The following is a 21,817-nucleotide window of genomic DNA, read 5'->3' as shown; positions in this document are numbered from 1 at the left end:
ACATTTGTATTTGGTTCAGTGTTACGTATTACGCTACGTTTAAATGACTTCTCTATTTTCCTGTTCTCTAGCTTGCCTATCCGCACGGTAAGCAACCAAAGCATTGTTGCATGCTTCAAAATCGAGAAAATGTCCTTGCGCAAACTCAGACGTAAGCAACGATATCAGTTTTAAGTATTTGCGAACAAGGCGAGTCGTACTGAGCAAATTTTCAATAAGTAGTGCTAACCTTTTTTCACTGGTATCACCCTCTAGAGTAAGCATTGCGGATCGACAGCAAAAATTAAAAATATGTTCAGCATACCCCTCATACTGTGGATTGAGTGCACGTCCCCCTGCAAGAATTGTCTTATCAATACAAGCTAATACTGTCACATTTCTTACAATTGTAGTTAGAAACTCGAGAGGAGCTCCTGTAGCCTTAATAATTCCGCCGTATTTTTCCATAAACTTAAATACAAGATAAGCATCTGAATTATTAGATGAAATACTCATCTCTAATATATCACTATATAAAATCGGTACTGGAGTGCCTGAAGTTAGACTAATTTGAATGCTCTTTTTCCTTTCAGGAAAAGTCAAGGAATATAGAACTTTCATAATTAAAGAATTCATATTTGCAACAGGAAAACCTGAGCGGTAAATCAATTCACACATTAAATGATCAATACAAAGTAATGGAATGTTATTTGCCACAGATAACTGAAAAGCAGAATACATAGATTCATCTACCATATCCCTTATTTTCACTAACAACTCAGGTGTATCAACAGGTTTCATTGCTTCTACCGTCACGTGTTCAAGTAAAACTTGAAGCTCATGGATCAGCTCAATGGAGTTTTCTCTTATATCCTTTGAGGTCACTCTATAAATACCTTTATCGGTAACACCTATGGATAAGTAATCTTCTCTAAGGATATTTTCTACCCATCCCTCTAAAATATCCTTTGTATATTGACTTACTACTATTGCTACATCCAAGTTAACAACAGATGAAGAAAAACCCATCAATGATAAATAAATCGCAGTATAAACATCAATGATCACTTTTTCTGGATTTTCTTCTCCATCATTGAACAATGCCAAATATTTAGCAGAAGAAAGTGCCGTCAAGTTATTCAAAGCACCTCTGACGGGATCTGAAGGAGAAGTAAACTTTCCTCTAATAGTAAGAGGAACTGTAGGGCCGTGAACTAAAGCATCTCTTTCTTTATCTTGCGAGTCGTAATGCCTTATAATATTTTCAAAATAAGGAATAAAGTCTTCTTCATTCGAAGGTAGCGAAAACTGTCTAAATGCATCAGTGCCATCGTTGCTTTTGCTGCGCAGTTCTACTGCTAATCTAATCGCTGCAACATAAGGAGGTAGACGTTCAAGCATAGTATAGCCTTTACAACTTTCCCCTTGTTGCATATTCTCAAGTATCTGACCCAGAGGGGAATCTATATTCAATAAGTGCGGATGATTTGCATCAACGTCACGAACAAGAATTCGAGTAAAAGTTTCAAATCCGTCAGAATATATAACACCATCTCCACATTTCAAGGGAGTATAAGGATTACTATGATCATCTGGACGTTTTATTAGTGTATTGGTATAAATTTGAGTAAATGGTTTTGCAACCTTAGTTGGGTTTTGTACAAACCAATCAACAAGAATTCTTTCAGCAAGACTTATATCAACATGAGTAGCTATTTCATTAACCAGTGCTACACTTGACTCATGAAAGTTGGACAAGATTGCCACTGGTATTTCAAAAACAATTTCCCTTAGTGCATCAACATTAGCTCCGTTCTTTCTTGAAGTACGCAGCAGAAGGTACCATGGATAAGGATTATTTGGATAAATATCTATTGCGGATCTAATCAAATTAATTGATAGTTCATTCTTATCCATTCTCTCACAAATTTCAGCCTCCCTTATGTAAATTAATTGCGTTTTATCCTTAGGTTGAAGATGTTTTATTTTCGAGAGAAATAAGTCAAATTTCTCGCTAAGAAATAACGCATTTAAATAGCACTCAAACGTTGGCGAGACCCAAGCATCATCTGAAAGGAAAGGGGAAAGGTAAGCCACAGCACTTAATGGCAAGTTAAGCTGTATAAATCTTTCGCACAGTTTTAATATACTAGAAGGATTTATTTGCTTAAATCTATCAGAATCTTCCTCTAAAAACTCTTGCGCTTTCTCTTCTAATTTTTGCACTTCATACCTATTAGCACTTGAACATACTAACGCACTAAGATACAGATCAAAAAATCCATTTAAATATTCATCACCAGTACGAATGACGCCTCCCTGATTAATCCATTTGTGTACATCTCTAATCTTTACGTAATTATGTTCAAGAGCATAATCCAGATGTGCAAACTGCTCCAAATCCAGAGAATTAGATGACAATTCAAAATTTTTATTTGGAATTAATAACTTCGTATCTATCTGCTCAAGAATATCAGCAGTTGCTGGAGACATTTTTCTTATTTCATTGACGTATGCTTTTCCCAAATCAAAAAGTCGACCATCCATGAAACATGTAACATGTATTAAGTTAGTTAATGTTGCGATTTGCCTACTGGTACTTCTATCGCTATTATCTTCCAAGAATTTATCGATTAGTCGATCGACGCTTTCTTTTTCTTGCTTGCCCAATGAAATATATTGCTTATGCAGGTTGCGTTCAATAACCAGGCAACTTTCCGTATAAAGCAAAAGTGCTTTAGAGTTGCTTGATGGAAAGTACTTATCTAATAAATGAGAAAATCCAAAGGAAAGTTCACAGTCTTCTACTCTTATGGCCCCTCGAATAAGCCCAGTTATTTCCTGCTCAGAGAGTTCATAAGCGATTGAATCTTTGTAATTAGCTAGCAACTCTTCTTTCGAAGCTAGACGCTCAAAAAAAATTTCTTTAATATACTTTCCATCAGCATTAGAAGTTAAGTATCTTTTCCGCGCTAAATCCTCATCATTTCTAGATTCAAAATCGATTAGAATAGATGTCACAACCTCCCGAATTTCCTTAGAGAGACTCTTATACTGCAATAAATTAACTAGATCATTTTTCGATGATGGCGTAGAACCTTTAACTAAATCAAGTTTTATATTTAAAGATTTTAACAAGAGAGACACATCATATTCTAATGAGCTTATATTATTAAGCACATCAAGCTTTTCTCGTGCCTTAACTAAGTCTCTATAACAAATATCATGCATGATATCATCTATTACAGCTATCAAATCCCGAGATTGAATATTACGAATTATATATTCGTATTTATTCCCTGCGACATTATCACCTGAACCATTGTGCTCTTGATTTACCATCATCTTTATTTCTACTTATTGTGAATAATTTTATTACCAACAATATTATCACCCGAACCGCTATGGTTCTGAGTAACAGTACCAATATTATTTTGACAAGGTTGTATCAAACTTAAAACCCCTTGTATTTCAGATGATTCATTGAGCTTTCTTTCAATTACATTTTCACTAAAATCCTCAAGATTGAGATCATTTATTTTGTTAGATAATTTATCCAGTAAAGAATCATCAATAACCCATCGCTGTAGTTTCTCTTTTAAAAACTCTGCAGTAATGCCCACACCATGTTTGAACCCATCATAGATTATTCCTGAAAGCAAAGTGCTTGTAACAAAATCCATATCTCACCATAAAATTAATTGATTAATACGACAATAGTCACCCCTAGTAACTACAACTTTCCAAGTTACCCAGTTCCATTGGATACCTTTAAATCCTTCATCTTCACTAACAGTTCTGGAGTATCGGTCATTTTAACATAATCTACTACACCTCAGATCTCAATTTACCTTGATACCTCTTATAAATCCCAAGGTCAATCGTTTCGTTTTACCTAGGGCTCTATGCTGTAAAACAGTCACTTGACCACATTCAGGTTATTGCCTATCTAAATCAACCACAATTTAGATGGTTAACAATTAGCTTATCAATTATCTTTTTATCTTCCCCACAATATCCGAGTAACTTGCGCTCTGGATATTGTATATCCTGACTGTGTGGGTTTGCCCTGTCTTTAAGGCCGTACTGATGAATCCGAGCGATGCGTTGTACTTTGCCAGTAAACTCCACCACAGCAGTAGCATTGCGGCCACTAGCTTTCATGTAGCGACTCGTTCGCAGTTTCTGAAACATCGCCCGTTTTATTCGCCCTTTTTTCGCCCTGAGCGGCTGGGGCTTTCGCGCCTGATACGGCGTGCCATCAGGCGCTTTTTGCTGTTTGATTCGCTGCTGTTGCGATCTCCGCAATTCTTTCGCAATTTCAGTGGCCAGCTTACGCCGTGACGCCGGTGACAATGCTCCGATAAGCCCCGCAAGTTTATCGTCAAAAGACTTAAAGTCGTTCATCCCATTTGCTCACCAGTTCGCCATTAATATAGAGTTCAGTCGGACGGGTGACAGGCTCCGGCAGTGGTGGCTCCGGGGCATAGCTGACGTGTAACGCGCCATTTTCCTCCCGGACAAGGGTGCGCTCCGTCAGTTGCAGGCTGATACTGATATCAACATTATCCCCGTCATTTAAATCCATCTGGAATCGATAACCCTTTTTGCGCCCCTCATCGAGCGTGCAGATATCCGGCTGATTTTCTCGCAGCCATGCAGCCACCGGCACAAAAATCAGGTCGGGGTCGCCTACAAAGTCACACACGATCACATTCAGCGTGTATTTCTTTTCATGGGACAGCGAAGCCGCGAGACGCGCATCGATATTCCCCTCATCGGCAAAGATACGCATCATCTCGGGGTTATTCAGGAGCTGCGGGACGGCGTCATTCAGCGCTTTGCGCAGGCTTTTCATTTTCTGCATCGATTTTATCCTGACAGTCTTTGATGGTTTCGACCTTAATCGCACAGGCGGTGAGCGCGTGCTCAAGCCTGCGAATATCTGCACTCAAATCACCGTTATTGAGGGGGGCGCTTCCCGGCATCGGGCAAAGGCTCACCTTCGGGCAGGCGTTGTAAACAACGGGCAGCGGAGGCGCAGCCTGTTCGGATGTGCAACCGGCGCACAACATCAGGCAGCTTATCGCTGTACCAGCGGCGTAACGTCTCGTTTTCATTCATCAGCCTCGTTATGGTTTCTTCCCGCTTAACCGCCTGCTCACCGGCAACAGCCAGCTCATCGCCGAGCCTGACCTGCGCATCCTCATTCGCCCTGGCGATTCGCTGCGATACGACAAGCTGATTTTTCAGTATGCCAATAGTCGTCTTTTGCTCGCTGGCAACACGGTTCGCTTTCTCAAAGGAACGGGATAAATTCGCGTTATCGTGGCGCAGCCACAGCACCACGGCGAGCAACCCGGCCAGCAGAATCATCAGCACTTTCATTGCATCCCCTTTACGCAGTAAGCCCATTCCCGCGCGCGGCGGTTCTCCAGCCCTTTATTTTTTGTGCCGTTGACATACACCCAGCGGGTGAGCTGGTCGCACGCCTGCCACCACTGGTGACGCTGGATAAATGAGACCAGCGTCGACCGGCAGGCCGCGCCGGTTCCGACGTTAAATGCAAAACTGACCAGCGAGTCATAGACGCGCGGTGGCATATTCACCGGCACACAGACCGCGAGCCGTTGCTCGACGTTGAGCACATCGGCAACGAGATTCTCCGCCGCCTGTCGCTCTGTGATATCCCCTTTCGGAATCACCCCGGCAGTGTGGCCGATGCCCGACGTCCACACTCCCGCGCTGCACTGGTAAGGTGTCAGGCGACATCCTTCGAGGTCGGCAATCAGTGCCAGCCCTTCGGGCGAGGTGTTAAGCAGACGAAAGTCAGGCACCAGTGCCGCCAGCGCCAGCACGGCGGCCACACTGCAGCGTTTAATGATTGAGCTCACGGGCAGCCCCCTTATCGGGTCCGAGTGAGGTCAGGTAGCGATACGTTTTGCGCTTAAACCAGTAATTCGTCAGCGCGGTAAAAATGGCGCAAGCACTCCCCACATAGAGCGCCAGCTTTTCAGGGGACATCGCCCCGAAATACGCCAGCCCCACGGCCAGCCAGTAAGCGATAAACGTCGTGATTTTTTCCACACTCAGTCCCATAGATTCACCGTTTCGGTTTTCGGGGCGCTGTCGGTTTCGGGCAGCTCAATAGCCGTGCCGTGCGGCAGAATAACGCCCAGCTCTGACAGACCCGGATTCGCCTGCAGCACCGTTTCAACGACGCCCTCAGTGCACCCGTAATACCTAGCGCAAATCGCATCGAGGGTGTCACCCTGCATCGCCCGGACCTTCATCAGATTTGCCCGACAATACAGCGCGGCTTGTCCTGAATTCGCGCCACAGACCAGCGCATATCCCGCCACAGTTCATCGATAACCGCCTCGGTACTTTCCGCTTTGCGGTCGCCTTTCCCCGTCGCATCGATGCCGCGAAAACGCTCAAACAGCGTGGCGCTGGTCATGGCGCAGACGGCGCGGAAATAGTGGAAACAGCGCACGCTTTCGCCATCGATATCATCGGCAGGCACATCAGCCAGCGTTTCATGCCCTGCAGCCATCTGCTCAACCCGCCACAGAGCAAGCTCCGCATTGGTTTCAGCCATACCGGCTTTAATCGCATCATTCAGGCGCAGCGCGGAAACGGTCTGCTCCAGACGCATCAGCTCGCGCACACGCTTCGGATCCACATCCGGAAAAAAGAAGGTGTTTTTTATTACCGGCTCGCTCACGCCCGGTGGTGGTATCACCACGCCCGGCACATCCTGCGGCTCTTTTTTGGGCTCAATAATCACTGTCGTCATGACAACCTCGGGTAATGGGTGGGCGGTGGACGCCGGTCGCAGTCAGGGCAATCAATACCCGCATTGACCGGCGTGCCGCCCGGCTCGGGGAGCGCTCTGTTAACCTGCGGCTTTTGCCGCTTTCGGGGGACGCCCGCGCCGTGCCGCCGGTTTGGCGGCAGGTTTGCGCGTACGCGGTTTATTCTGTTTTGGTGCGGGTTCTGCTTTGGGTTTCAGCGCGCGCTCGAGCTGTTCAATATCTTTTTTCACACCGATAGCCCGCTCTAGTTGGATCGCACGCTGCAGGTGCGCCAGCGCGTCGGTCAGACGGCCAGCCTCACGCAGCACGTAGCCGGTAATTTTGTGCAGCTTCGCGCGCACGATATCCGGCATGTCTGCCCGTTCGGTCAGTGCGATAGTGTCGAGCAGGAGTTGCAGCCCGACAGGCTGTTTCGCATCGAGCAGGCGCTGCGCTGACAGGGCGACCTCTTCAGCCAGTAAATACGGCGTGGTGCGGCGGTGGCCGCCGGTCGGCATGGTCAGGCCATAGATCATCGCATAGCGGGCAATCTCCAGCGCACCGGCGATGTCATCCGCATCGAGACGCCACAGCATGACGGTCATGACAATGTCATCCTGCGCCCCTTTTCCGGCGCTGAGCACACCCGACACCCACGGCAGCCAGAACGGCAGCAGCTCACGCTTTTTGTCTGCCTTGCGTTCATTGGAGCGGATTTGTTTTAACGTGCGACAGTCTGCGGCCAGCTTGACGAGCATCTGCTCATATGCAGTTGCATTGCGCAGCGGAGCAGCAGCCCGCCGCGCAGTTTCAGAGGCCGAGACCCGCATCATGTGACGCGCTGCGGGACTCGTCATGGCTTATTCCCCGCTTTCCGGTGCGGCAGGTGCAGTGAAGTCACCGAGGTTGATGTTTTCAATCAGGCAACCGGCGGCATAAGCCTCGACCACATAGTCAATATTCATCGACTCGTAGTTTTCGACACGATCCTTTTTCGGCTCCTCGATAATGGCGCGGCGGTGTGCATCATCCATGAAGTAAATCGACAGGTTATCGAGGCGCGTCACCATCAGGGCATTCGCCGGGAAGTACGGCACACGCACAGCAGGCAGGTTGCCGATACGCTTCTGGCTGATGATGATGTCAGCGGCCAGCGTTTCGCTGTTTTCCTGCGCCTTGTTAACCAGCGGGAAATATTTATCCGCCATCAGCTTACGGCCAGTGATAACAACGAGCTCCGGGTCATCCTGATAAATCTCATCAATCAGGTTGGTGGTCGCATCCATCACCAGCGCATCGAGGTTTTCATAGTCACCGTTTTTACCCACGCGGATCACATCGGAAATGACCTTGCCGTCATCATCGGTGACGTTGGACATCACGCGCGCGGCAGCTTCATTGCGGTATTTCTGCAACCAGCCCACCGCGACATCCTGCAGCATCGGATTCGTTTTGCGGTTGGAGGTCTCCGCGCGGGTGATACCGTTGAAACCGGCCATGATGAAATCGAGTGACTGACGCTTGATAATCGCGTCACGGATACGGGTCTGAAAGTCCTGGAAACGCGCCCACAGGTCGAGCTGTTTGTAACGGATATGGAAATCAAAGTTGATTTGCGCGCATTCGTATTTGTTGGATTCGAGCGCAGTGAAATCAGCGGTCTTACGCTCGTCATCAGCGGCGGTGTCCGTGGTGCTCGCAATCGTGCCGTTGACACCAACCCCGACCTTTTCGCCTTTCAGCTCGTCGACCGGCACGATATTGATTTTGGTCAGAAACGCGGATGACGCCTGCAGGGTGGTCATCAGGGTCTGCGTCACGGACGGCTCAACGGTGAATTTTTTCGCCACGTCATCGGTGTCGACGCCGTTCAGCTCCGCCACGCGGGACAGGTAAGCATTGAATTTAAAGCGGGTATCTTTACGCATTGTTATTCCTGTGTTTCTAAAAAGGGGCATCAGGCCGGGTGATACACACCCGGCAGGTCTGTCAGCAGTTGGTCAGCAGCTCGTCACCCGTCCCGCCTTTCGATTTCTCGCGGCGCGGCTGGCGATAGCTTTCGGTGTTATCGAGGGAGCTTTTCAGGGCGTTAAGCGCCTGCGCGCTTTGCGTGGTCTGGCTGGTCACGTCCTGCTTTAGCTGTGCAAAAGCGGTTTCCAGCTCAGTGACGCGCGTTTCGGTGGCGGTCAGGTTGGTCTGTACCTGCTCAGAAACGGCGGTCACCGCCTCATGCACATCTGCAAGACGGGCGTCATCGCTGACCTGTTTGCGGCTGAAAATCGATTTGACCTTGTCGGTCAGGCTGTTGAGCACAGTGTCGGGGACGTCTTCGAATTCCAGCTCTGCCAGCGTGGCAACGGAAAACAGATCGTCATGATGGGCTTTTTTACCGGCGAGCGGATTTTGCGTGGCGCGACTGCAGAATTCGAGGTATTCGGTGCCGAGGCTTGCCGGGTCATCGGTGACGGCAAGACCGACGAGATAGCACTTGCCGCTGTTGGCGAAGTTCGGGCGAATCTCCATCGAGGTGTAAACCTTCTGCCCGGCTTTCACCATGCTGACCAGCTCGTCGAGCGGCGCGATTTTGCCAAACAGAGCTTTTTTGCCGTTCAGTGCCGAGTCATCGCTGATGACTTCCGCTTTGACTTCGGTCACGTCGCCATAACGTTTGAGCACGCTGTCAGGCAGAATGCCGCGCAGGTGTTCGAGATTGATGCGACAGCCATAGACGCGCGGGTCGAAGGTGTCCGCCATGTCCTGAATATCTTCGCCGTTAATCACGCGGCCATCGCAGGTGTCACCCTCGACGCCGATGCGAAACCATTTAGAAACTTTCTTTGCCATTGTTCAGGTGTCCTGATGTTGGGTTTTCGGTTCGGGTGTAGTTTCCCGACTCCGCCCCACATCAGCCACCGCTTACAGACGTGCAACCCCTGATACAACAGAGGGTTAGCGATAATACCCGATGATTTCCTTAGCCTTGCCCCGTATTCACTGACACGAGGCAACCATGACCATTTCGACTGACCTCTCCCTTTTGCACGACCCGCGACGACAGGCACGCCTGCTGTTCTGGCAGGGGTTTTCCGTGCCACAAATTGCCGACACGCTGCAGGTCAAGCGCCCGACCGTGCAGAGCTGGAAACAGCGTGACGGATGGGAGGAAACCGCCCCGCTTAACCGCGTGGAATCCACGCTCGAGGCGCGCCTGATTCAGCTTTATGCAAAGCCTGACCTCACGCCGCATGACTTCAAGGTCGCTGACTTTCTGTCACGCCAGATGGAACGGCTCGCGCGCGTCAGCCGTTACGGCCAGACCGGAAACGAAGCTGATTTAAATCCCAATATTGCCAGCCGCAACAAGGGTGAACGCCGCAAGCCAAAACGTAACTTTTTCAGCGATGAGGCCATCGAAAAGCTCGAAGAGATTTTCTTCAGGCAGTCATTCGAATATCAGCGCCACTGGCACAAAGCCGGTATCGCGCACCGTATTCGCCACATCCTCAAATCGCGCCAGATTGGCGCCACGTTTTACTTTGCCCGCGAGTCATTGCTGCGCGCACTGAAAACCGGGCAAAACCAGATATTTTTGTCGGCCAGTAAGACGCAGGCTTACGTGTTCCGAAAGTACATCATCGCCTTTGCGCGCATGGTCGAGGTCGACCTGTCAGGCGACCCGATTGTCATCGGCAACAACGGCGCAGAGCTGATTTTTCTCGGGACCAATTCCAACACGGCGCAGAGTCATAACGGCGACCTGTATGTCGATGAAATCTTCTGGATCCCCAACTTTCAGAGACTGCGTAAAGTCGCCTCGGGGATGGCGTCGCAGTCCCACCTGCGCACCACCTACTTTTCAACGCCCTCGACGCTGGCACATGGCGCTTATCCGTTCTGGTCAGGTGAGCTGTTCAACCGGGGACGCAGCAGCGCCGCCGAGCGTGTCGACATCGATATCAGTCATAAGGCGCTGGCCGGGGGCGTGCTGTGCCCGGACGGCCAGTGGCGACAGATTGTCACCATCGAGGACGCGCTCGCCGAGGGATGCACGCTGTTTAATCTGGATCAGCTGAAACAGGAAAACAGCGCCGACGATTTCCGCAACCTCTTCATGTGTGAGTTTGTCGACGACAAGGCATCGGTATTCCCGTTCGAGGAGCTGCAGCGCTGCATGGTCGATGCGATGGAAGAATGGGAGGACTTCGAGCCGTTTTCCGACCGTCCGTTTAACTGGCGTCCGGTGTGGATTGGCTATGACCCGTCTCACACCGGTGACAGCGCAGGCTGTGCGGTACTGGCTCCGCCACTGGTTGCCGGTGGCAAGTTCCGCATCCTTGAGCGTCACCAGTGGAAAGGCATGGATTTTGCGACACAGGCGGAGGCCATCCGCGAGCTGACCGAAAAATACTGCGTCGAGTATATCGGCATCGATGCGACCGGCATCGGCCAGGGGGTTTACCAGCTCGTGCGCTCGTTTTTCCCGGCGGCGCGCGCCATTCGCTACACGCCGGAAATGAAAACCGCGATGGTGCTGAAAGCGAAAGACACCATCAGACGCGGATGTCTGGAATACGACGCCGGAGCAACCGACATCACACAGTCATTTATGGCTATCCGTAAAACCATGACCAGCAGCGGGCGCAGCTCCACCTATGAAGCCAGCCGCAGCGAAGAGGCCAGCCACGCGGATATCGCATGGGCAACCATGCACGCCCTGTTAAACGAGCCACTTTCCGCCGGTAGCGGCATGCATTCAACGTCAATTCTGGATATTAACTGATATGAAAAAACATCAGAAGAAACCCGCCACAACGGCCGCCAGCGCACCGCAAAAAATGGAGGCGTTCACCTTTGGCGAGCCCTCCGCCGTTCTGGATCGCCGCGATATCCTCGATTATGTCGAGTGCATCAATAACGGGAAATGGTACGAGCCGCCGGTCAATTTCTCAGGTCTGGCAAAAAGCCTGCGCGCCGCCGTGCATCACAGCTCGCCGATTTACGTGAAACGAAATATTCTGACGAGCACCTACATCCCGCACCCGCTCCTGTCGCGTCAGGATTTCAGCCGCCTCGTGCTGGATTATCTGGTCTTTGCCAACGGCTATCTTGAGAAACGCATGAGCGTTACCGGCCAGCTTTTAAAACTGGAAACATCACCCGCTAAATATACCCGTCGTGGCGTCGAGGATGGCGTTTACTGGTACATATCGAGCTTTAACAACCCGCATCAGTTCGCACCCGGCTCGGTGTTTCACCTGCTCGAGCCTGACATCAATCAGGAGCTGTACGGCATGCCGGAATACCTGAGCGCACTCAATTCCGCCTGGCTGAATGAATCCGCCACCCTGTTTCGTCGCAAGTATTACCAGAATGGCGCGCACGCGGGTTACATCATGTACGTCACCGACGCGGCACAAAGCAGCACCGACGTCGAGTCGCTGCGTTCTGCAATGCGTGATTCAAAGGGACTCGGGAATTTTAAAAACCTGTTTTTCTACGCGCCCAACGGGAAACCGGATGGCATCAAGATTGTGCCGCTGAGTGAGGTCGCCACGAAAGATGACTTTTTCAATATTAAAAAGGTGAGCGCCGCTGACCTGCTCGATGCGCACCGCGTACCGTTCCAGCTCATGGGCGGCAAGCCAGAAAATATTGGCTCAATGGGAGATGTTGAGAAGGTGGCGCGGGTGTTTGTGCGTAATGAGCTCAACCCACTGCAGGAGCGCTTTAAAGAGATTAACGACTGGCTCGGAATGGAGGTGATCCGCTTTAAAGATTACAGCCTCGAATCAGAATAACCCTGCAAAAATTGCCGCCTCCGGGCGGCCTCATCCCTGACAGCCTCAGACACATCACACGCCACGCAATCCCACCGACACATCATCACAGACATGTAAAACATCAGCGCCGTCACGACGCCCACAGATGCATAAAATTAAATGCTGTCACCACCTCTGGCGCGCAGTGCTATCCCCGCCTCGCCTGCCCGCTTAAGAGGGCGGTTTTAATGCAGTTGCATGATCTACGCGACATCACGCAATATCTGAGGATAGACAGGAAAAAACGCGGTCAATACCTCACGCAAAAAAATGCATGTAACGAATGCAACAAAAAATCTAAAAATTTTAATGAAAAGAACTATTGTAAGTCGGCTAGTACACCTTGTTTTTGAAAATGCTCGAGTATGTTTAAACTATGCTCTAGCAAGATTTTACTGCGCTCGGGATCAAACCATGTTCCATTAAACTTTGCCCCATGAAACAAATTATTTCTAACCCGCCCAATATATCCAAACAGTACCTGAACGTTCTGCTCATTATTACTTACATTTCCCCAAACAACCTTACCATTAACAACCTCTTGTTTTTTAGGTGGATTTTGAAGAATATACTCACCTGATGGTAATGTCTCCCCTAACAAATGAGCATAATCCTTACCAATTTTCTCGTTAACAAACCTATCCCAATCAACTATAATTTTCGTGCGTGAAACCTGAAAATACCCCATCGACTTCATATAGAATTCATACTGCGCAAATAGTTTAAAGAAACGAAGTGCGAGCATATCTAGTTCATCAGCCATCATTACCATCCTATTTTTATTTTCTCTTAAAGAGAAACGGAAGAGTATCTTTTTCATCCCAAAACTTCAAACTACGCTTTTCATCTAATTCTTTTTTAAGTGACTCGACTCTGTTAATAGTTTCATAGTCACCTCGCGCTTTTGCATCCATGATTGAAAAATCAAATAGCTGTTTCCTAAACTTCGATACAATAGTTCTTCTTTCAATACACTGTTTTAACAATTCAAACAAATATTTAAAAGCTAAATTATTCTCCGCTATATCTGCAAGGCCATGCTCATACTCATGGCTTACATCTTCCCAATCAACAAGCACATCCGCTTCTTTATCGAAGTGGCAAGGTAAAACTTTACTAGATGGCTTGCCACTCATAATTTTCACACCAGCTTTTTTATAAGCTTTAGCTACTAATTCAGAGCAAAATGATGAATACTCATTGCCTTCAAAAAAGACAAACATATTATATTTCTGCCTTGCAAAATATAACCCAGAAGTATTTAGCGCCTCAACCTGTACCTCTTCAAGTCCTTTTTTTCTGATCACCCTCCAATTTCCCTCACATGTTTCTAACTCCTTGTCGATAGAAGTTAAATGAACCCCTCCATCACTAGTAGCATGAATAAATAAACCACCACCTAGACTTAACGCAACATGACTAGACTTAGCCTTTAAGTAAAAGGCTTTTTGTGCATACAAAATTGCATCTGATTTTTTACCAATGCCCTTTACAAGTAAAACGTCACCGGGTTTCAAGTTATCGCCCTCAAGAAACATAATAAACTGATTAATTATCAAAAAAAATATTGAACAAAGTTTAACATAAAGATGAACTTCACTTCCAGCTACGAAGTCAAATCGGACATGCAGCAACTTTACGCAATTCATTTCACAAATACTCTACTGCTATTTTGATTAAGTTAAGTGACTTCCCATTTGTTTGGTCGCGAATGTGACGAATCACACCCTCTCAATATAGGTATGGCTTGATTAGACGGCACAGATGTCATTTTTGGTTCGCTATCATGGGCAAGCTTTCCACAGTTATTGACAGGACTCCGAGGCGCGGCAATGCCGCTTTTTAAAGTCAACGGCTCAACGACCAACAGCTTTGGAACGATGCGCCATTCGGCTGTACGGGTAACATGTACCAGCTCAGAGCCCAAGTGCGGAGCGTAGATGCCCACGACTCTCTCTATATCCTCTTCATAGGCGTTGACCTCATCAGTCACGTTACGAGCCACACGGACGGTCTGGCTATCGCGTGGAACATTCGCCCCACCCTGCGCTGCGATATACAAGTCAAATTCACCATCATCAGCTGCAGCTCTAGCCGCCTCGACACGCTCATCGAATTCATCAGCAATGCTTACCCCGCGAGGCAGTTTGCGCAGCTCGCGATAAGCTCCCATCGTCGGCAGGCCAATAGATTTGAATTGCGGGATACGCCACGTTGACGCCCATGCGGTTACTGCTGCTGCAGTATCAGTGAGAGGTTTACCGGTATCGTGATCGACTTGCCCATCAAGTGCATACCCGTCGATATTCTTCGCAATGTATTTTGCGATGTAACCAGCTGCACCACCTTGATTTAGGTGCTTCGCTTCAAAACGCTGTGCTGCTGCACCCTTTTCGTCGCCATCTTCCTTTAAGGCATAGCGTCGCATGATTTCAGTAATATGTTTACGTTGCTCTGGTTTGCAAAAAAGCATCATGTGCCAGTGCGGCGTTCCGTCATGATGCGGCTCTACAACGCGCATACCATAGACCTGCAAATCATTATCTTTAAAGGCTGTACGCATCAGGCTCCAGATACGGCATAAATACCGCTGACCATCCTTCGGCGTAAAAGCGGTGTCATTCCATCCGTGATTAAGTTGCACCGTCTTTTTATCGCCCTTTCCGACCTGACGTGTAGGGTGATACTTCGATGGCGTGGTGATAGTGATAAACATACCGACGTCACCCTGCCCAGCCGCATAGCGTTCAATACCTGCGATTGTGTTCATCAGTTCCATACGACGGATTTCAGGGTTTGAAATACTTCCCATGACTTTGCTGATGAGATCGATACGCTCACCGGTAACTTTGTTTTCCAGCTCGCACGATTTGAGGTATTCGAGATTAGCCAAGCGGCGAGAATGCACGTCGCGGATCGCCGTTCTGCTGGCGTATGGGGAACGGTCTTTATTCACCTCACCGGCAGCAATCAGCAATGCTTCGTGCCAGCGCATACGCTGAGCCTTAAACTGGTTAATCCACCACTCATCATTAATCAAACGAGATATAGCGGAAAATGCCTGGCGGATCGTGATTTGCCCTTTGCAGTATTTTTTCCAGAACATCGGTGTAATGTTGAATGCGCGAGCTGCACCAGCAACGTGGCCGTACAAATGCGCCTGAGCCTCATCAGTAAAAAGAGTCTCTTTACCGCCGTGAGTGTCAGCCCAGGCGTCGCTAAGCTCCTCATAAGCAACATAGAGCTGCGAAGCGATACGGGCTGCAAATTTTTTGAGAGCCTTGTCACTCATACCTGCTAAACGCGAATAGCTTTCGCGCTCACTCAGGAAAAGTAGCGATGCCGTCTCGTTCATTCCGTTTAGCTGATTGACCCGCTCAAGACGAGGGCCCACCCTTTTCTCGACAGTGTTCTTGAGGAAATAGAAACCATGAAGGGGGCTTTTATTACGACGAATGAAATCATAACGCGAGTTAAACAGCGTTTTTAAGACATAAGGCAGACGATTAACTTTACCTAAAACACCTTGCACCTGACGGAATTCGCCACGTGTAAGGGGTCTGTCACGGCCAATTGCAGAACGTGGAGCATTCCAGGGATAAGCACCAATGAATGTATCATCGGTGTGCTTCGAGAAAGGAGGTGGTGGCGAAGGGGCAGTACGCCCCCGAGGTTCAGCGGCCATTCGAATTGAAGGCGTCAAGACATTGCTTCGCTACGCGCTCAATCTGAGTTTCAAGCGCCGAGAAAGAGATAGCATCTCCCGTTAAAAGGTCATGCAAAGCAAGGCCTGAAACGAGCTTAGGGATAGTTGGGTAGTAACCCACAACATCCAGCCATTCCTTACCTTCGCTTTTCCCGGAGGTAGCGATTTTCTTTTCCTGCAAAATAAATTGATAGCGGTCGCTGGTAATAACGTACTGGTTATTTATATCGATACGGATACTCATTATTACTTCCTTCTAAAGTGAATAACTCTCTCAACCGAAAATTGAGTTGTGCAATTTTTCTGATTCTTGACCTAACAACTCGATAATCTCGGTGCGGTTAAGTTCTGACTTACTGATGTGCGCGATAAGCCCGTCAAATTGAGAAGAGAAACGGGTCGATGTGTCGCGCTGTGCTTCACTTACTGCCTGCTCCAGAAGTGCCGAAAACGCGCCCCGCTGCGCTGTTTTTTGTTTTTGCATTTGCCTATCTCCAGACAAAAGGAGTCCCCACGCGGTAAGGCGTGTAATAAATCGAATCCAGATTAATTAATGTAAATACTGCTCAGGTTTTACCGAGGTTAAAATGGTCGGTGCGTACTCAAAAAGGCTAAACAGCTCTCGCAAGGCACGGAAAAGTTTGTCCCGCCAATAGCAGTCGTCCTCGTTCAATCGCCAGTGCGGCATACTGAATTCTCGATCTGTGAGCCCGGCATGACGAAAAAGAGAACGCCTTTGGCTAACAGTAAGACGGCTAATGAAAGTCGCCCTAGTAGAACCATGCTGACGAAACCGACAAAATGCAAATCTCAGTTCATCCAACGCACAGACAAGACGCTCGCGATCTGCTTCTTCCATTTCTTCTAAGCGCATGACAGAGTGACGTTGTTTTAATTGAGCATGAAAACAAACTGTCAGTCGTTCGCGCTCCATCATTTGATTGTAAAAATCACAGGTGTCCTGCCAGCGTGGCTGAGCCAGGTACTTACCAACCAGCCCTCTAAGTGCCGCTGGCTGTTTCTGGATCACATCAAGAGTCATAACGGTCATAACCATATCCCTCTTTTTCTGACCAAACGGAAAAGCGTCTCAATAATGCCAGGCTTACGAGTGCGGATGATGATGCCTTTACGTCCCTTACCATGAGTGATCTTGAACGTCATAGGGCGCGGACTTTCATTACGCAGTAATTGAGCGATACAGCGAGGCTCTTTCATTAAACTTCCCTCCTTATGCCCGTCCACCCAAACCAAGCCACATCAGCCAACCTTCACGAATTTCTTTCGGGCGACTTTCATAGGCAAGTCTCATCCCATTATTCCAGGCTGGTAGGTAAACCCAGTATTCTCCTGCCCGACCTGATGTCGATTGTGGATCTGTCATTTCAACTACCGGTAATTTCCCTTTTTCAATCATTCCTCTTACTGCTGCAGGGGTCTTACCAATAAGCTTGGCAAACTCTTGATAGGGGACGGCATCACTACTACTGACAATTTGTTTACTCATCTGTTAACCTTTCATCTAGATCTAACCAATGGGTTTCAATGTTCTCTAATGTGCCTTAATGAAACTTAGAAAAACTTGAAACATAGTAGAAGATGTCGTGATTATTAGAGGATCTCGATAACATGTCAACAGCAATCAGTGTAAAGCTGGCTCTCATACGTGAGTCAGAGAGGCTAAACAGGAAGCAATTCTCTGAAATTACTGGAGTTCCTTATAGCTCATTAACCTATTATGAAAGCGGCAGAACGATCCCCCCGACGGACGTCGCCATGAAAATTCTTCAACATCCTCGTTTCAGCAAATACACCCTTTGGTTTATGACTGAACAAATATCACCAGAAGCTGGGCAGATTGCACCGGCTCTCGCGCACTTTGGGCAGCAGACAACAACATCTCCCCACTCCGACCAGAAAACTGGCTAACCATTTACGGCGTTTATTTGTGTAGTAAATGCACTAAGAGTTTTTGTTATTTAAATCAGGAAATTGAAGTAAGCAGTAACATCATCGGGAGGCTTTATGTCTATTAAAAAGCTCGATGATGGTCGATACGAAGTGGACATCAGACCTGCAGGGCGCAACGGAAAGCGCATCCGCAGGAAATTTGACAAGAAAAGTGAGGCTGTAGCTTTTGAGAAACACACTCAATACAACCATCACGATAAAGAATGGCTGGCTAAACCGACAGATAAGCGGCATCTGTCTGAATTAACAAAAGTCTGGTGGGATCTGAAAGGCAAGCATGAAGAACACGGTAAATCCAATTTGGGTAAGATTGAAATCTTTACCCGGATCACTGATGACCCTTGCGCGTTTCAGATAACCAAAGCTCTTATTAGCCAGTACAGCATGACTCGCAGAGGGCAAGGCATAAAACCGGCCAGTATAAACCGCGACCTTACCTGCCTAAGTGGCATGTTTACGGCACTAATTGATGCGGAACTATTTTTTGGTGAACACCCTTTCAGAGGGATGAAAAAGCTCAAGGAGCAGAAACCAGAAACCGGCTATCTGACGCAGGAAGAAATAACATTGTTGCTTGCCAATCTTGACGGGGACAACAAGAAAATCGCAATTCTTTGTTTAAGTACCGGCGCTCGATGGGGTGAGGCCGCGAAACTGAAAGCTGAGAACGTAATACAGAATCGGGTTACGTTTGTTAAAACAAAAACGAACAAACCGCGTACTGTCCCTATCTCTGAGGAAGTTGCTGTAATGATTGCGGGTAAGGGTTATCTGTTCCCTGATGCCTCATATCCGAAATTCAGGCGGACAATGAAAGATGTAAAACCAGATCTACCGGACGGGCAAGCAACTCACGCATTGCGTCACAGTTTTGCTACCCACTTTATGATTAACGGCGGGAGTATCATCACCTTGCAGAGAATACTGGGACATTCACGGATAGAGCAGACAATGGTCTATGCGCACTTTGCCCCGGAGTATCTTCAGGATGCTGTTTCACTCAATCCGCTACGTGGTGGTGTTGACTCCCAGAGTGTCCACACTGTGTCCACAGTAGGGTAGTTTATTATGGCTTTCAGTGGTCTTGCGTGCCGCGCAAACCCGCATTGCACCGCTGAAAGCCCATGTTACCTACCATGAAAAACGCCCTTACGCAGGCTTATTTTTTGCCTGCCGTTTAAACTCTCCGAATCTCCCCAATTCAAATCTTTACTTTCAGGCGAAAAAAAACCGGGCATTACGCCCGGCTCATTAGGTGATTAAAGATTAATGTGCTGCTTCTGGCTTGTGCTTTTGTGCACTCTGGAAACCATAGGTCAGCTCATTTTTCTCTTTATCCAGCGCAACGGTCACCTGACCGCCATCCACAAGCGAACCGAACAGAAGTTCGTTAGCCAATGGTTTTTTCAGGTTATCCTGGACAACACGCGTCATTGGGCGTGCGCCCATTGCGCGGTCATAGCCTTTCTCTGCCAGCCAGTCACGAGCTTCCTGACTCACTTCAAGAGAGACACCTTTCTGATCCAGCTGAACCTGAAGCTCGACGATAAACTTATCAACAACCTGATGAATCACCTCGGTAGAGAGATGATCGAACCAGATAATGTTGTCGAGACGGTTACGGAATTCCGGCGTAAACACTTTTTTGATTTCGCCCATCGCATCAGTACTGTTGTCCTGATGAATCAACCCAATCGATTTACGCTCAGTTTCACGTACACCAGCGTTGGTGGTCATGACCAGCACCACGTTGCGGAAATCCGCTTTACGCCCGTTATTGTCGGTCAGCGTGCCGTTATCCATCACCTGCAGCAACAGGTTAAAGACATCCGGGTGCGCTTTTTCGATTTCATCCAGCAGCAGTACCGCATGCGGATGCTTAATAACAGCATCAGTCAGCAAACCGCCCTGGTCAAAACCGACATATCCTGGAGGCGCACCAATCAGACGGCTGACCGTGTGGCGTTCCATATACTCGGACATATCAAAACGCAGCAGTTCAATGCCGAGGGCTTTGGAGAGCTGCACCGTGACTTCGGTCTTACCGACGCCAGTTGGTCCGGCAAACAGGAACGAACCGACCGGCTTATGCTCGTGTCCCAGCCCGGCACGGCTCATTTTGATCGCTTCAGTCAGCGCCTCAATGGCTTTATCCTGTCCGAATACCAGCATTTTCAGACGGTTGCCCAAGTTTTTCAGCGTGTCGCGATCGCTCTGCGATACGCTCTTCTCCGGGATCCTCGCAATGCGGGCCACCACGGACTCAATATCCGCCACGTTGACGGTTTTCTTGCGCTTACTGACCGGCATCAGACGCGCACGCGCGCCCGCCTCATCAATCACGTCAATCGCTTTATCCGGCAGATGACGATCGTTAATGTATTTCACCGCCAGTTCGACCGCTGCACGCACCGCTTTGGCGGTATAGCGGACGTCATGGTGCGCTTCGTATTTCGGCTTCAGACCATTGATTATCTGCACGGTCTCTTCTACCGATGGTTCAGTGACATCGATTTTCTGGAAACGGCGCGCTAACGCACGGTCCTTTTCAAAGATATTGCTGAATTCCTGATAGGTTGTGGAGCCTATAACACGGATCTTACCGCTGGAGAGCAGCGGCTTGATCAGGTTAGCCGCATCCACCTGGCCGCCCGATGCCGCACCCGCACCGATAATGGTGTGGATCTCATCGATAAACAGAATGCTGTTAGTATCCTGTTCCAGCTGTTTCAGCAGCGCCTTAAAGCGTTTCTCAAAATCACCGCGATATTTAGTGCCTGCCAGCAGCGAGCCGATATCCAGGGAGTAAAGGGTGCAATCAGCCATGATTTCAGGCACATCACCCTGGACGATACGCCAGGCGAGGCCTTCGGCAATGGCGGTTTTACCGACACCAGACTCTCCCACCAGCAGCGGGTTGTTTTTTCTGCGACGGCACAGTACCTGAATGGCGCGCTCCAGCTCTTTGTCCCGGCCAATGAGCGGATCAATTCCGCCCACTCGGGCAAGCTGGTTAAGGTTAGTCGTGAAGTTCTCCATACGGTCCTCCCCGCCAGCTTGCTCTTCGTTATTTGGCTGATTCCCAGAGTCAGAAGACTGGCTGGGTTCATCTTTACGCGTGCCATGAGAGATAAAATTCACCACATCAAGACGACTTACTTCATGCTTACGCAGCAGATAAGCCGCCTGAGATTCCTGCTCGCTGAAGATAGCAACCAGCACATTTGCGCCGGTAACTTCATTGCGTCCGGAGGACTGAACATGAAAGACCGCACGCTGCAGTACACGCTGAAAACTCAACGTCGGCTGCGTGTCGCGCTCTTCCTCACTGGCAGGCAATACAGGTGTGGTCTGTTCAATGAAGGCTTCGAGTTCCTGACGGAGCGCCACCAGATCCACAGAACACGCTTCCAGCGCTTCGCGGGCCGACGGGTTACTGAGCAACGCCAGTAACAAGTGCTCGACGGTCATAAACTCATGTCGGTGCTCGCGCGCTCTGGCGAAAGCCATGTTTAAACTGAGTTCCAGTTCTTGATTGAGCATAG

General features: G+C 48.6%; 25 protein-coding genes. 4 read left to right on the top strand and 21 right to left on the bottom strand.

All coding sequences use genetic code 11. From position 1 onward, the window contains the following. Nucleotides 1-39: 39 nt before the first annotated feature. From gapS6b to OGV57_RS19060, 13 genes are all read right to left on the bottom strand, one after another. A complete protein-coding gene (gene gapS6b / locus OGV57_RS19120) occupies nucleotides 40-3,324 on the bottom strand; it encodes a GapS6b family protein (RefSeq protein WP_071684330.1) in 3,285 nt (1,094 codons plus the stop codon). An 8-nt stretch (nucleotides 3,325-3,332) separates the two neighbouring features. After that, nucleotides 3,333-3,662: a GapS6a family protein gene (gapS6a, locus tag OGV57_RS19115; RefSeq protein WP_071684331.1), complete on the bottom strand. Its 330-nt coding sequence runs from the start codon at nucleotides 3,660-3,662 to the stop codon at nucleotides 3,333-3,335. 271 nt (nucleotides 3,663-3,933) lie between these two features. Further along, nucleotides 3,934-4,386, bottom strand: coding sequence for a phage virion morphogenesis protein (locus OGV57_RS19110; protein WP_071684332.1), 453 nt, complete (start codon nucleotides 4,384-4,386; stop codon nucleotides 3,934-3,936). Beyond that, a complete protein-coding gene (locus tag OGV57_RS19105; RefSeq protein WP_071684333.1) occupies nucleotides 4,373-4,846 on the bottom strand; it encodes a phage tail protein in 474 nt (157 codons plus the stop codon). Before OGV57_RS19105 ends, OGV57_RS19110 begins: the two co-directional genes overlap by 14 nt. Then, a complete protein-coding gene (lysC, locus tag OGV57_RS19100) occupies nucleotides 4,809-5,054 on the bottom strand; it encodes an Rz1-like lysis system protein LysC (RefSeq protein ID WP_230131601.1) in 246 nt (81 codons plus the stop codon). Before lysC ends, OGV57_RS19105 begins: the two co-directional genes overlap by 38 nt. Continuing rightward, complete coding sequence (gene lysB / locus OGV57_RS19095; protein WP_071684335.1) at nucleotides 4,942-5,367, bottom strand: Rz-like lysis system protein LysB; 426 nt, start codon at nucleotides 5,365-5,367, stop codon at nucleotides 4,942-4,944. Before lysB ends, lysC begins: the two co-directional genes overlap by 113 nt. After that, the gene (locus OGV57_RS19090; protein WP_071684336.1) at nucleotides 5,364-5,873 is read right to left on the bottom strand and encodes a lysozyme; all 510 of its coding nucleotides are present in this window, start codon (nucleotides 5,871-5,873) and stop codon (nucleotides 5,364-5,366) included. Before OGV57_RS19090 ends, lysB begins: the two co-directional genes overlap by 4 nt. Further along, on the bottom strand, nucleotides 5,857-6,078 hold the full coding sequence (locus OGV57_RS19085; protein ID WP_019077171.1) for a phage holin family protein: 222 nt from the start codon (nucleotides 6,076-6,078) through the stop codon (nucleotides 5,857-5,859). The genes OGV57_RS19090 and OGV57_RS19085 overlap by 17 nt, the downstream gene beginning before the upstream one ends. After that, on the bottom strand, nucleotides 6,069-6,272 hold the full coding sequence (locus OGV57_RS19080; protein ID WP_071684337.1) for a tail protein X: 204 nt from the start codon (nucleotides 6,270-6,272) through the stop codon (nucleotides 6,069-6,071). The genes OGV57_RS19085 and OGV57_RS19080 overlap by 10 nt, the downstream gene beginning before the upstream one ends. Continuing rightward, nucleotides 6,272-6,778, bottom strand: a complete 507-nt coding sequence (locus OGV57_RS19075; protein ID WP_071684338.1) for a head completion/stabilization protein — start codon at nucleotides 6,776-6,778, stop codon at nucleotides 6,272-6,274. The genes OGV57_RS19080 and OGV57_RS19075 overlap by 1 nt, the downstream gene beginning before the upstream one ends. 99 nt (nucleotides 6,779-6,877) lie before the next feature. Then, the gene (locus OGV57_RS19070) at nucleotides 6,878-7,633 is read right to left on the bottom strand and encodes a phage terminase small subunit (protein WP_071684339.1); all 756 of its coding nucleotides are present in this window, start codon (nucleotides 7,631-7,633) and stop codon (nucleotides 6,878-6,880) included. 3 nt (nucleotides 7,634-7,636) lie between these two features. Then, on the bottom strand, nucleotides 7,637-8,704 hold the full coding sequence (locus tag OGV57_RS19065) for a phage major capsid protein, P2 family (RefSeq protein WP_071684340.1): 1,068 nt from the start codon (nucleotides 8,702-8,704) through the stop codon (nucleotides 7,637-7,639). Between the two features lie 61 nt (nucleotides 8,705-8,765). Then, nucleotides 8,766-9,620, bottom strand: a complete 855-nt coding sequence (locus tag OGV57_RS19060; RefSeq protein ID WP_071684341.1) for a GPO family capsid scaffolding protein — start codon at nucleotides 9,618-9,620, stop codon at nucleotides 8,766-8,768. Nucleotides 9,621-9,786: 166 nt separating this feature from the next. On the opposite strand from OGV57_RS19060, the gene OGV57_RS19055 reads away from it, so the two are divergent. Together OGV57_RS19055 and OGV57_RS19050 are read left to right on the top strand one after the other, a co-directional pair. Further along, the gene (locus tag OGV57_RS19055; RefSeq protein ID WP_071684342.1) at nucleotides 9,787-11,556 is read left to right on the top strand and encodes a terminase ATPase subunit family protein; all 1,770 of its coding nucleotides are present in this window, start codon (nucleotides 9,787-9,789) and stop codon (nucleotides 11,554-11,556) included. Nucleotide 11,557: 1 nt separating this feature from the next. Beyond that, nucleotides 11,558-12,574, top strand: coding sequence for a phage portal protein (locus tag OGV57_RS19050; protein ID WP_071684343.1), 1,017 nt, complete (start codon nucleotides 11,558-11,560; stop codon nucleotides 12,572-12,574). 340 nt (nucleotides 12,575-12,914) lie between these two features. Here OGV57_RS19050 and OGV57_RS19045 read toward each other — a convergent pair whose 3' ends face one another. The 7 genes from OGV57_RS19045 to OGV57_RS19015 all read right to left on the bottom strand — a co-directional run bounded on the left by OGV57_RS19045 (nucleotide 12,915) and on the right by OGV57_RS19015 (nucleotide 17,808). Next, the gene (locus tag OGV57_RS19045; protein WP_139239346.1) at nucleotides 12,915-13,415 is read right to left on the bottom strand and encodes a hypothetical protein; all 501 of its coding nucleotides are present in this window, start codon (nucleotides 13,413-13,415) and stop codon (nucleotides 12,915-12,917) included. Beyond that, a complete protein-coding gene (locus tag OGV57_RS19040; RefSeq protein ID WP_191218798.1) occupies nucleotides 13,375-14,112 on the bottom strand; it encodes a YiiX/YebB-like N1pC/P60 family cysteine hydrolase in 738 nt (245 codons plus the stop codon). The genes OGV57_RS19045 and OGV57_RS19040 overlap by 41 nt, the downstream gene beginning before the upstream one ends. A 164-nt stretch (nucleotides 14,113-14,276) precedes the next feature. Continuing rightward, nucleotides 14,277-16,280 (bottom strand): replication endonuclease, encoded by a 2,004-nt coding sequence (locus OGV57_RS19035; RefSeq protein ID WP_226791490.1) that lies wholly within the window; start codon nucleotides 16,278-16,280, stop codon nucleotides 14,277-14,279. Beyond that, nucleotides 16,270-16,545, bottom strand: a complete 276-nt coding sequence (locus OGV57_RS19030; RefSeq protein ID WP_071684346.1) for a DUF5405 family protein — start codon at nucleotides 16,543-16,545, stop codon at nucleotides 16,270-16,272. The genes OGV57_RS19035 and OGV57_RS19030 overlap by 11 nt, the downstream gene beginning before the upstream one ends. A gap of 30 nt (nucleotides 16,546-16,575) precedes the next feature. Beyond that, nucleotides 16,576-16,785, bottom strand: a complete 210-nt coding sequence (locus OGV57_RS19025; RefSeq protein WP_071684347.1) for a DUF2732 family protein — start codon at nucleotides 16,783-16,785, stop codon at nucleotides 16,576-16,578. Between the two features lie 66 nt (nucleotides 16,786-16,851). Further along, nucleotides 16,852-17,352 carry a phage replication protein B gene (gene repB, locus OGV57_RS19020; protein WP_071684348.1) on the bottom strand — a complete coding sequence of 167 codons (501 nt, stop codon included), beginning with the start codon at nucleotides 17,350-17,352 and terminating at the stop codon, nucleotides 16,852-16,854. Between the two features lie 180 nt (nucleotides 17,353-17,532). Next, entirely contained in the window at nucleotides 17,533-17,808 is a 276-nt protein-coding gene (locus OGV57_RS19015; RefSeq protein ID WP_071684349.1) for a regulatory phage cox family protein, read from the bottom strand. Nucleotides 17,809-17,930: 122 nt separating this feature from the next. On the opposite strand from OGV57_RS19015, the gene OGV57_RS19010 reads away from it, so the two are divergent. Both OGV57_RS19010 and OGV57_RS19005 read left to right on the top strand, forming a co-directional pair. Beyond that, nucleotides 17,931-18,230: a helix-turn-helix domain-containing protein gene (locus OGV57_RS19010; protein ID WP_048234962.1), complete on the top strand. Its 300-nt coding sequence runs from the start codon at nucleotides 17,931-17,933 to the stop codon at nucleotides 18,228-18,230. A 96-nt stretch (nucleotides 18,231-18,326) separates the two neighbouring features. Next, nucleotides 18,327-19,334 carry a phage integrase gene (locus OGV57_RS19005; RefSeq protein ID WP_049002085.1) on the top strand — a complete coding sequence of 336 codons (1,008 nt, stop codon included), beginning with the start codon at nucleotides 18,327-18,329 and terminating at the stop codon, nucleotides 19,332-19,334. A gap of 204 nt (nucleotides 19,335-19,538) precedes the next feature. Here the strand turns inward: OGV57_RS19005 and clpA are convergent, their stop codons facing one another. Continuing rightward, nucleotides 19,539-21,815: an ATP-dependent Clp protease ATP-binding subunit ClpA gene (gene clpA, locus OGV57_RS19000; RefSeq protein ID WP_003036804.1), complete on the bottom strand. Its 2,277-nt coding sequence runs from the start codon at nucleotides 21,813-21,815 to the stop codon at nucleotides 19,539-19,541. Nucleotides 21,816-21,817: the final 2 nt, after the last annotated feature.

It is taken from the genome of Citrobacter sp. Cf087, from assembly GCF_030334285.1.
GTDB classification, from domain to species: domain Bacteria; phylum Pseudomonadota; class Gammaproteobacteria; order Enterobacterales; family Enterobacteriaceae; genus Citrobacter; species Citrobacter freundii.
The sequence above is the reverse complement of the archived record's forward strand: the minus strand, read 5'-3'. Positions and strand labels throughout refer to the sequence as shown.

Bases quoted from the DNA above. Each gene is read 5' to 3' on its own strand.
- gapS6b (WP_071684330.1), bottom strand. From the start codon at position 3,324: ATGATGGTAAATCAAGAGCACAATGGTTCAGGTGATAATGTCGCAGGG.
- gapS6a (WP_071684331.1), bottom strand. From the start codon at position 3,662: ATGGATTTTGTTACAAGCACTTTGCTTTCAGGAATAATCTATGATGGG.
- OGV57_RS19110 (WP_071684332.1), bottom strand. From the start codon at position 4,386: ATGAACGACTTTAAGTCTTTTGACGATAAACTTGCGGGGCTTATCGGA.
- OGV57_RS19105 (WP_071684333.1), bottom strand. From the start codon at position 4,846: ATGCAGAAAATGAAAAGCCTGCGCAAAGCGCTGAATGACGCCGTCCCG.
- lysC (WP_230131601.1), bottom strand. From the start codon at position 5,054: ATGTTGTGCGCCGGTTGCACATCCGAACAGGCTGCGCCTCCGCTGCCC.
- lysB (WP_071684335.1), bottom strand. From the start codon at position 5,367: ATGAAAGTGCTGATGATTCTGCTGGCCGGGTTGCTCGCCGTGGTGCTG.
- OGV57_RS19085 (WP_019077171.1), bottom strand. From the start codon at position 6,078: ATGGGACTGAGTGTGGAAAAAATCACGACGTTTATCGCTTACTGGCTG.
- OGV57_RS19080 (WP_071684337.1), bottom strand. From the start codon at position 6,272: ATGAAGGTCCGGGCGATGCAGGGTGACACCCTCGATGCGATTTGCGCT.
- OGV57_RS19075 (WP_071684338.1), bottom strand. From the start codon at position 6,778: ATGACGACAGTGATTATTGAGCCCAAAAAAGAGCCGCAGGATGTGCCG.
- OGV57_RS19070 (WP_071684339.1), bottom strand. From the start codon at position 7,633: ATGACGAGTCCCGCAGCGCGTCACATGATGCGGGTCTCGGCCTCTGAA.
- OGV57_RS19065 (WP_071684340.1), bottom strand. From the start codon at position 8,704: ATGCGTAAAGATACCCGCTTTAAATTCAATGCTTACCTGTCCCGCGTG.
- OGV57_RS19060 (WP_071684341.1), bottom strand. From the start codon at position 9,620: ATGGCAAAGAAAGTTTCTAAATGGTTTCGCATCGGCGTCGAGGGTGAC.
- OGV57_RS19055 (WP_071684342.1), top strand. From the start codon at position 9,787: ATGACCATTTCGACTGACCTCTCCCTTTTGCACGACCCGCGACGACAG.
- OGV57_RS19050 (WP_071684343.1), top strand. From the start codon at position 11,558: ATGAAAAAACATCAGAAGAAACCCGCCACAACGGCCGCCAGCGCACCG.
- OGV57_RS19045 (WP_139239346.1), bottom strand. From the start codon at position 13,415: ATGAAAAAGATACTCTTCCGTTTCTCTTTAAGAGAAAATAAAAATAGG.
- OGV57_RS19035 (WP_226791490.1), bottom strand. From the start codon at position 16,280: ATGGCCGCTGAACCTCGGGGGCGTACTGCCCCTTCGCCACCACCTCCT.
- OGV57_RS19030 (WP_071684346.1), bottom strand. From the start codon at position 16,545: ATGAGTATCCGTATCGATATAAATAACCAGTACGTTATTACCAGCGAC.
- OGV57_RS19025 (WP_071684347.1), bottom strand. From the start codon at position 16,785: ATGCAAAAACAAAAAACAGCGCAGCGGGGCGCGTTTTCGGCACTTCTG.
- repB (WP_071684348.1), bottom strand. From the start codon at position 17,352: ATGACCGTTATGACTCTTGATGTGATCCAGAAACAGCCAGCGGCACTT.
- OGV57_RS19015 (WP_071684349.1), bottom strand. From the start codon at position 17,808: ATGAGTAAACAAATTGTCAGTAGTAGTGATGCCGTCCCCTATCAAGAG.
- OGV57_RS19010 (WP_048234962.1), top strand. From the start codon at position 17,931: ATGTCAACAGCAATCAGTGTAAAGCTGGCTCTCATACGTGAGTCAGAG.
- OGV57_RS19005 (WP_049002085.1), top strand. From the start codon at position 18,327: ATGTCTATTAAAAAGCTCGATGATGGTCGATACGAAGTGGACATCAGA.
- clpA (WP_003036804.1), bottom strand. From the start codon at position 21,815: ATGCTCAATCAAGAACTGGAACTCAGTTTAAACATGGCTTTCGCCAGA.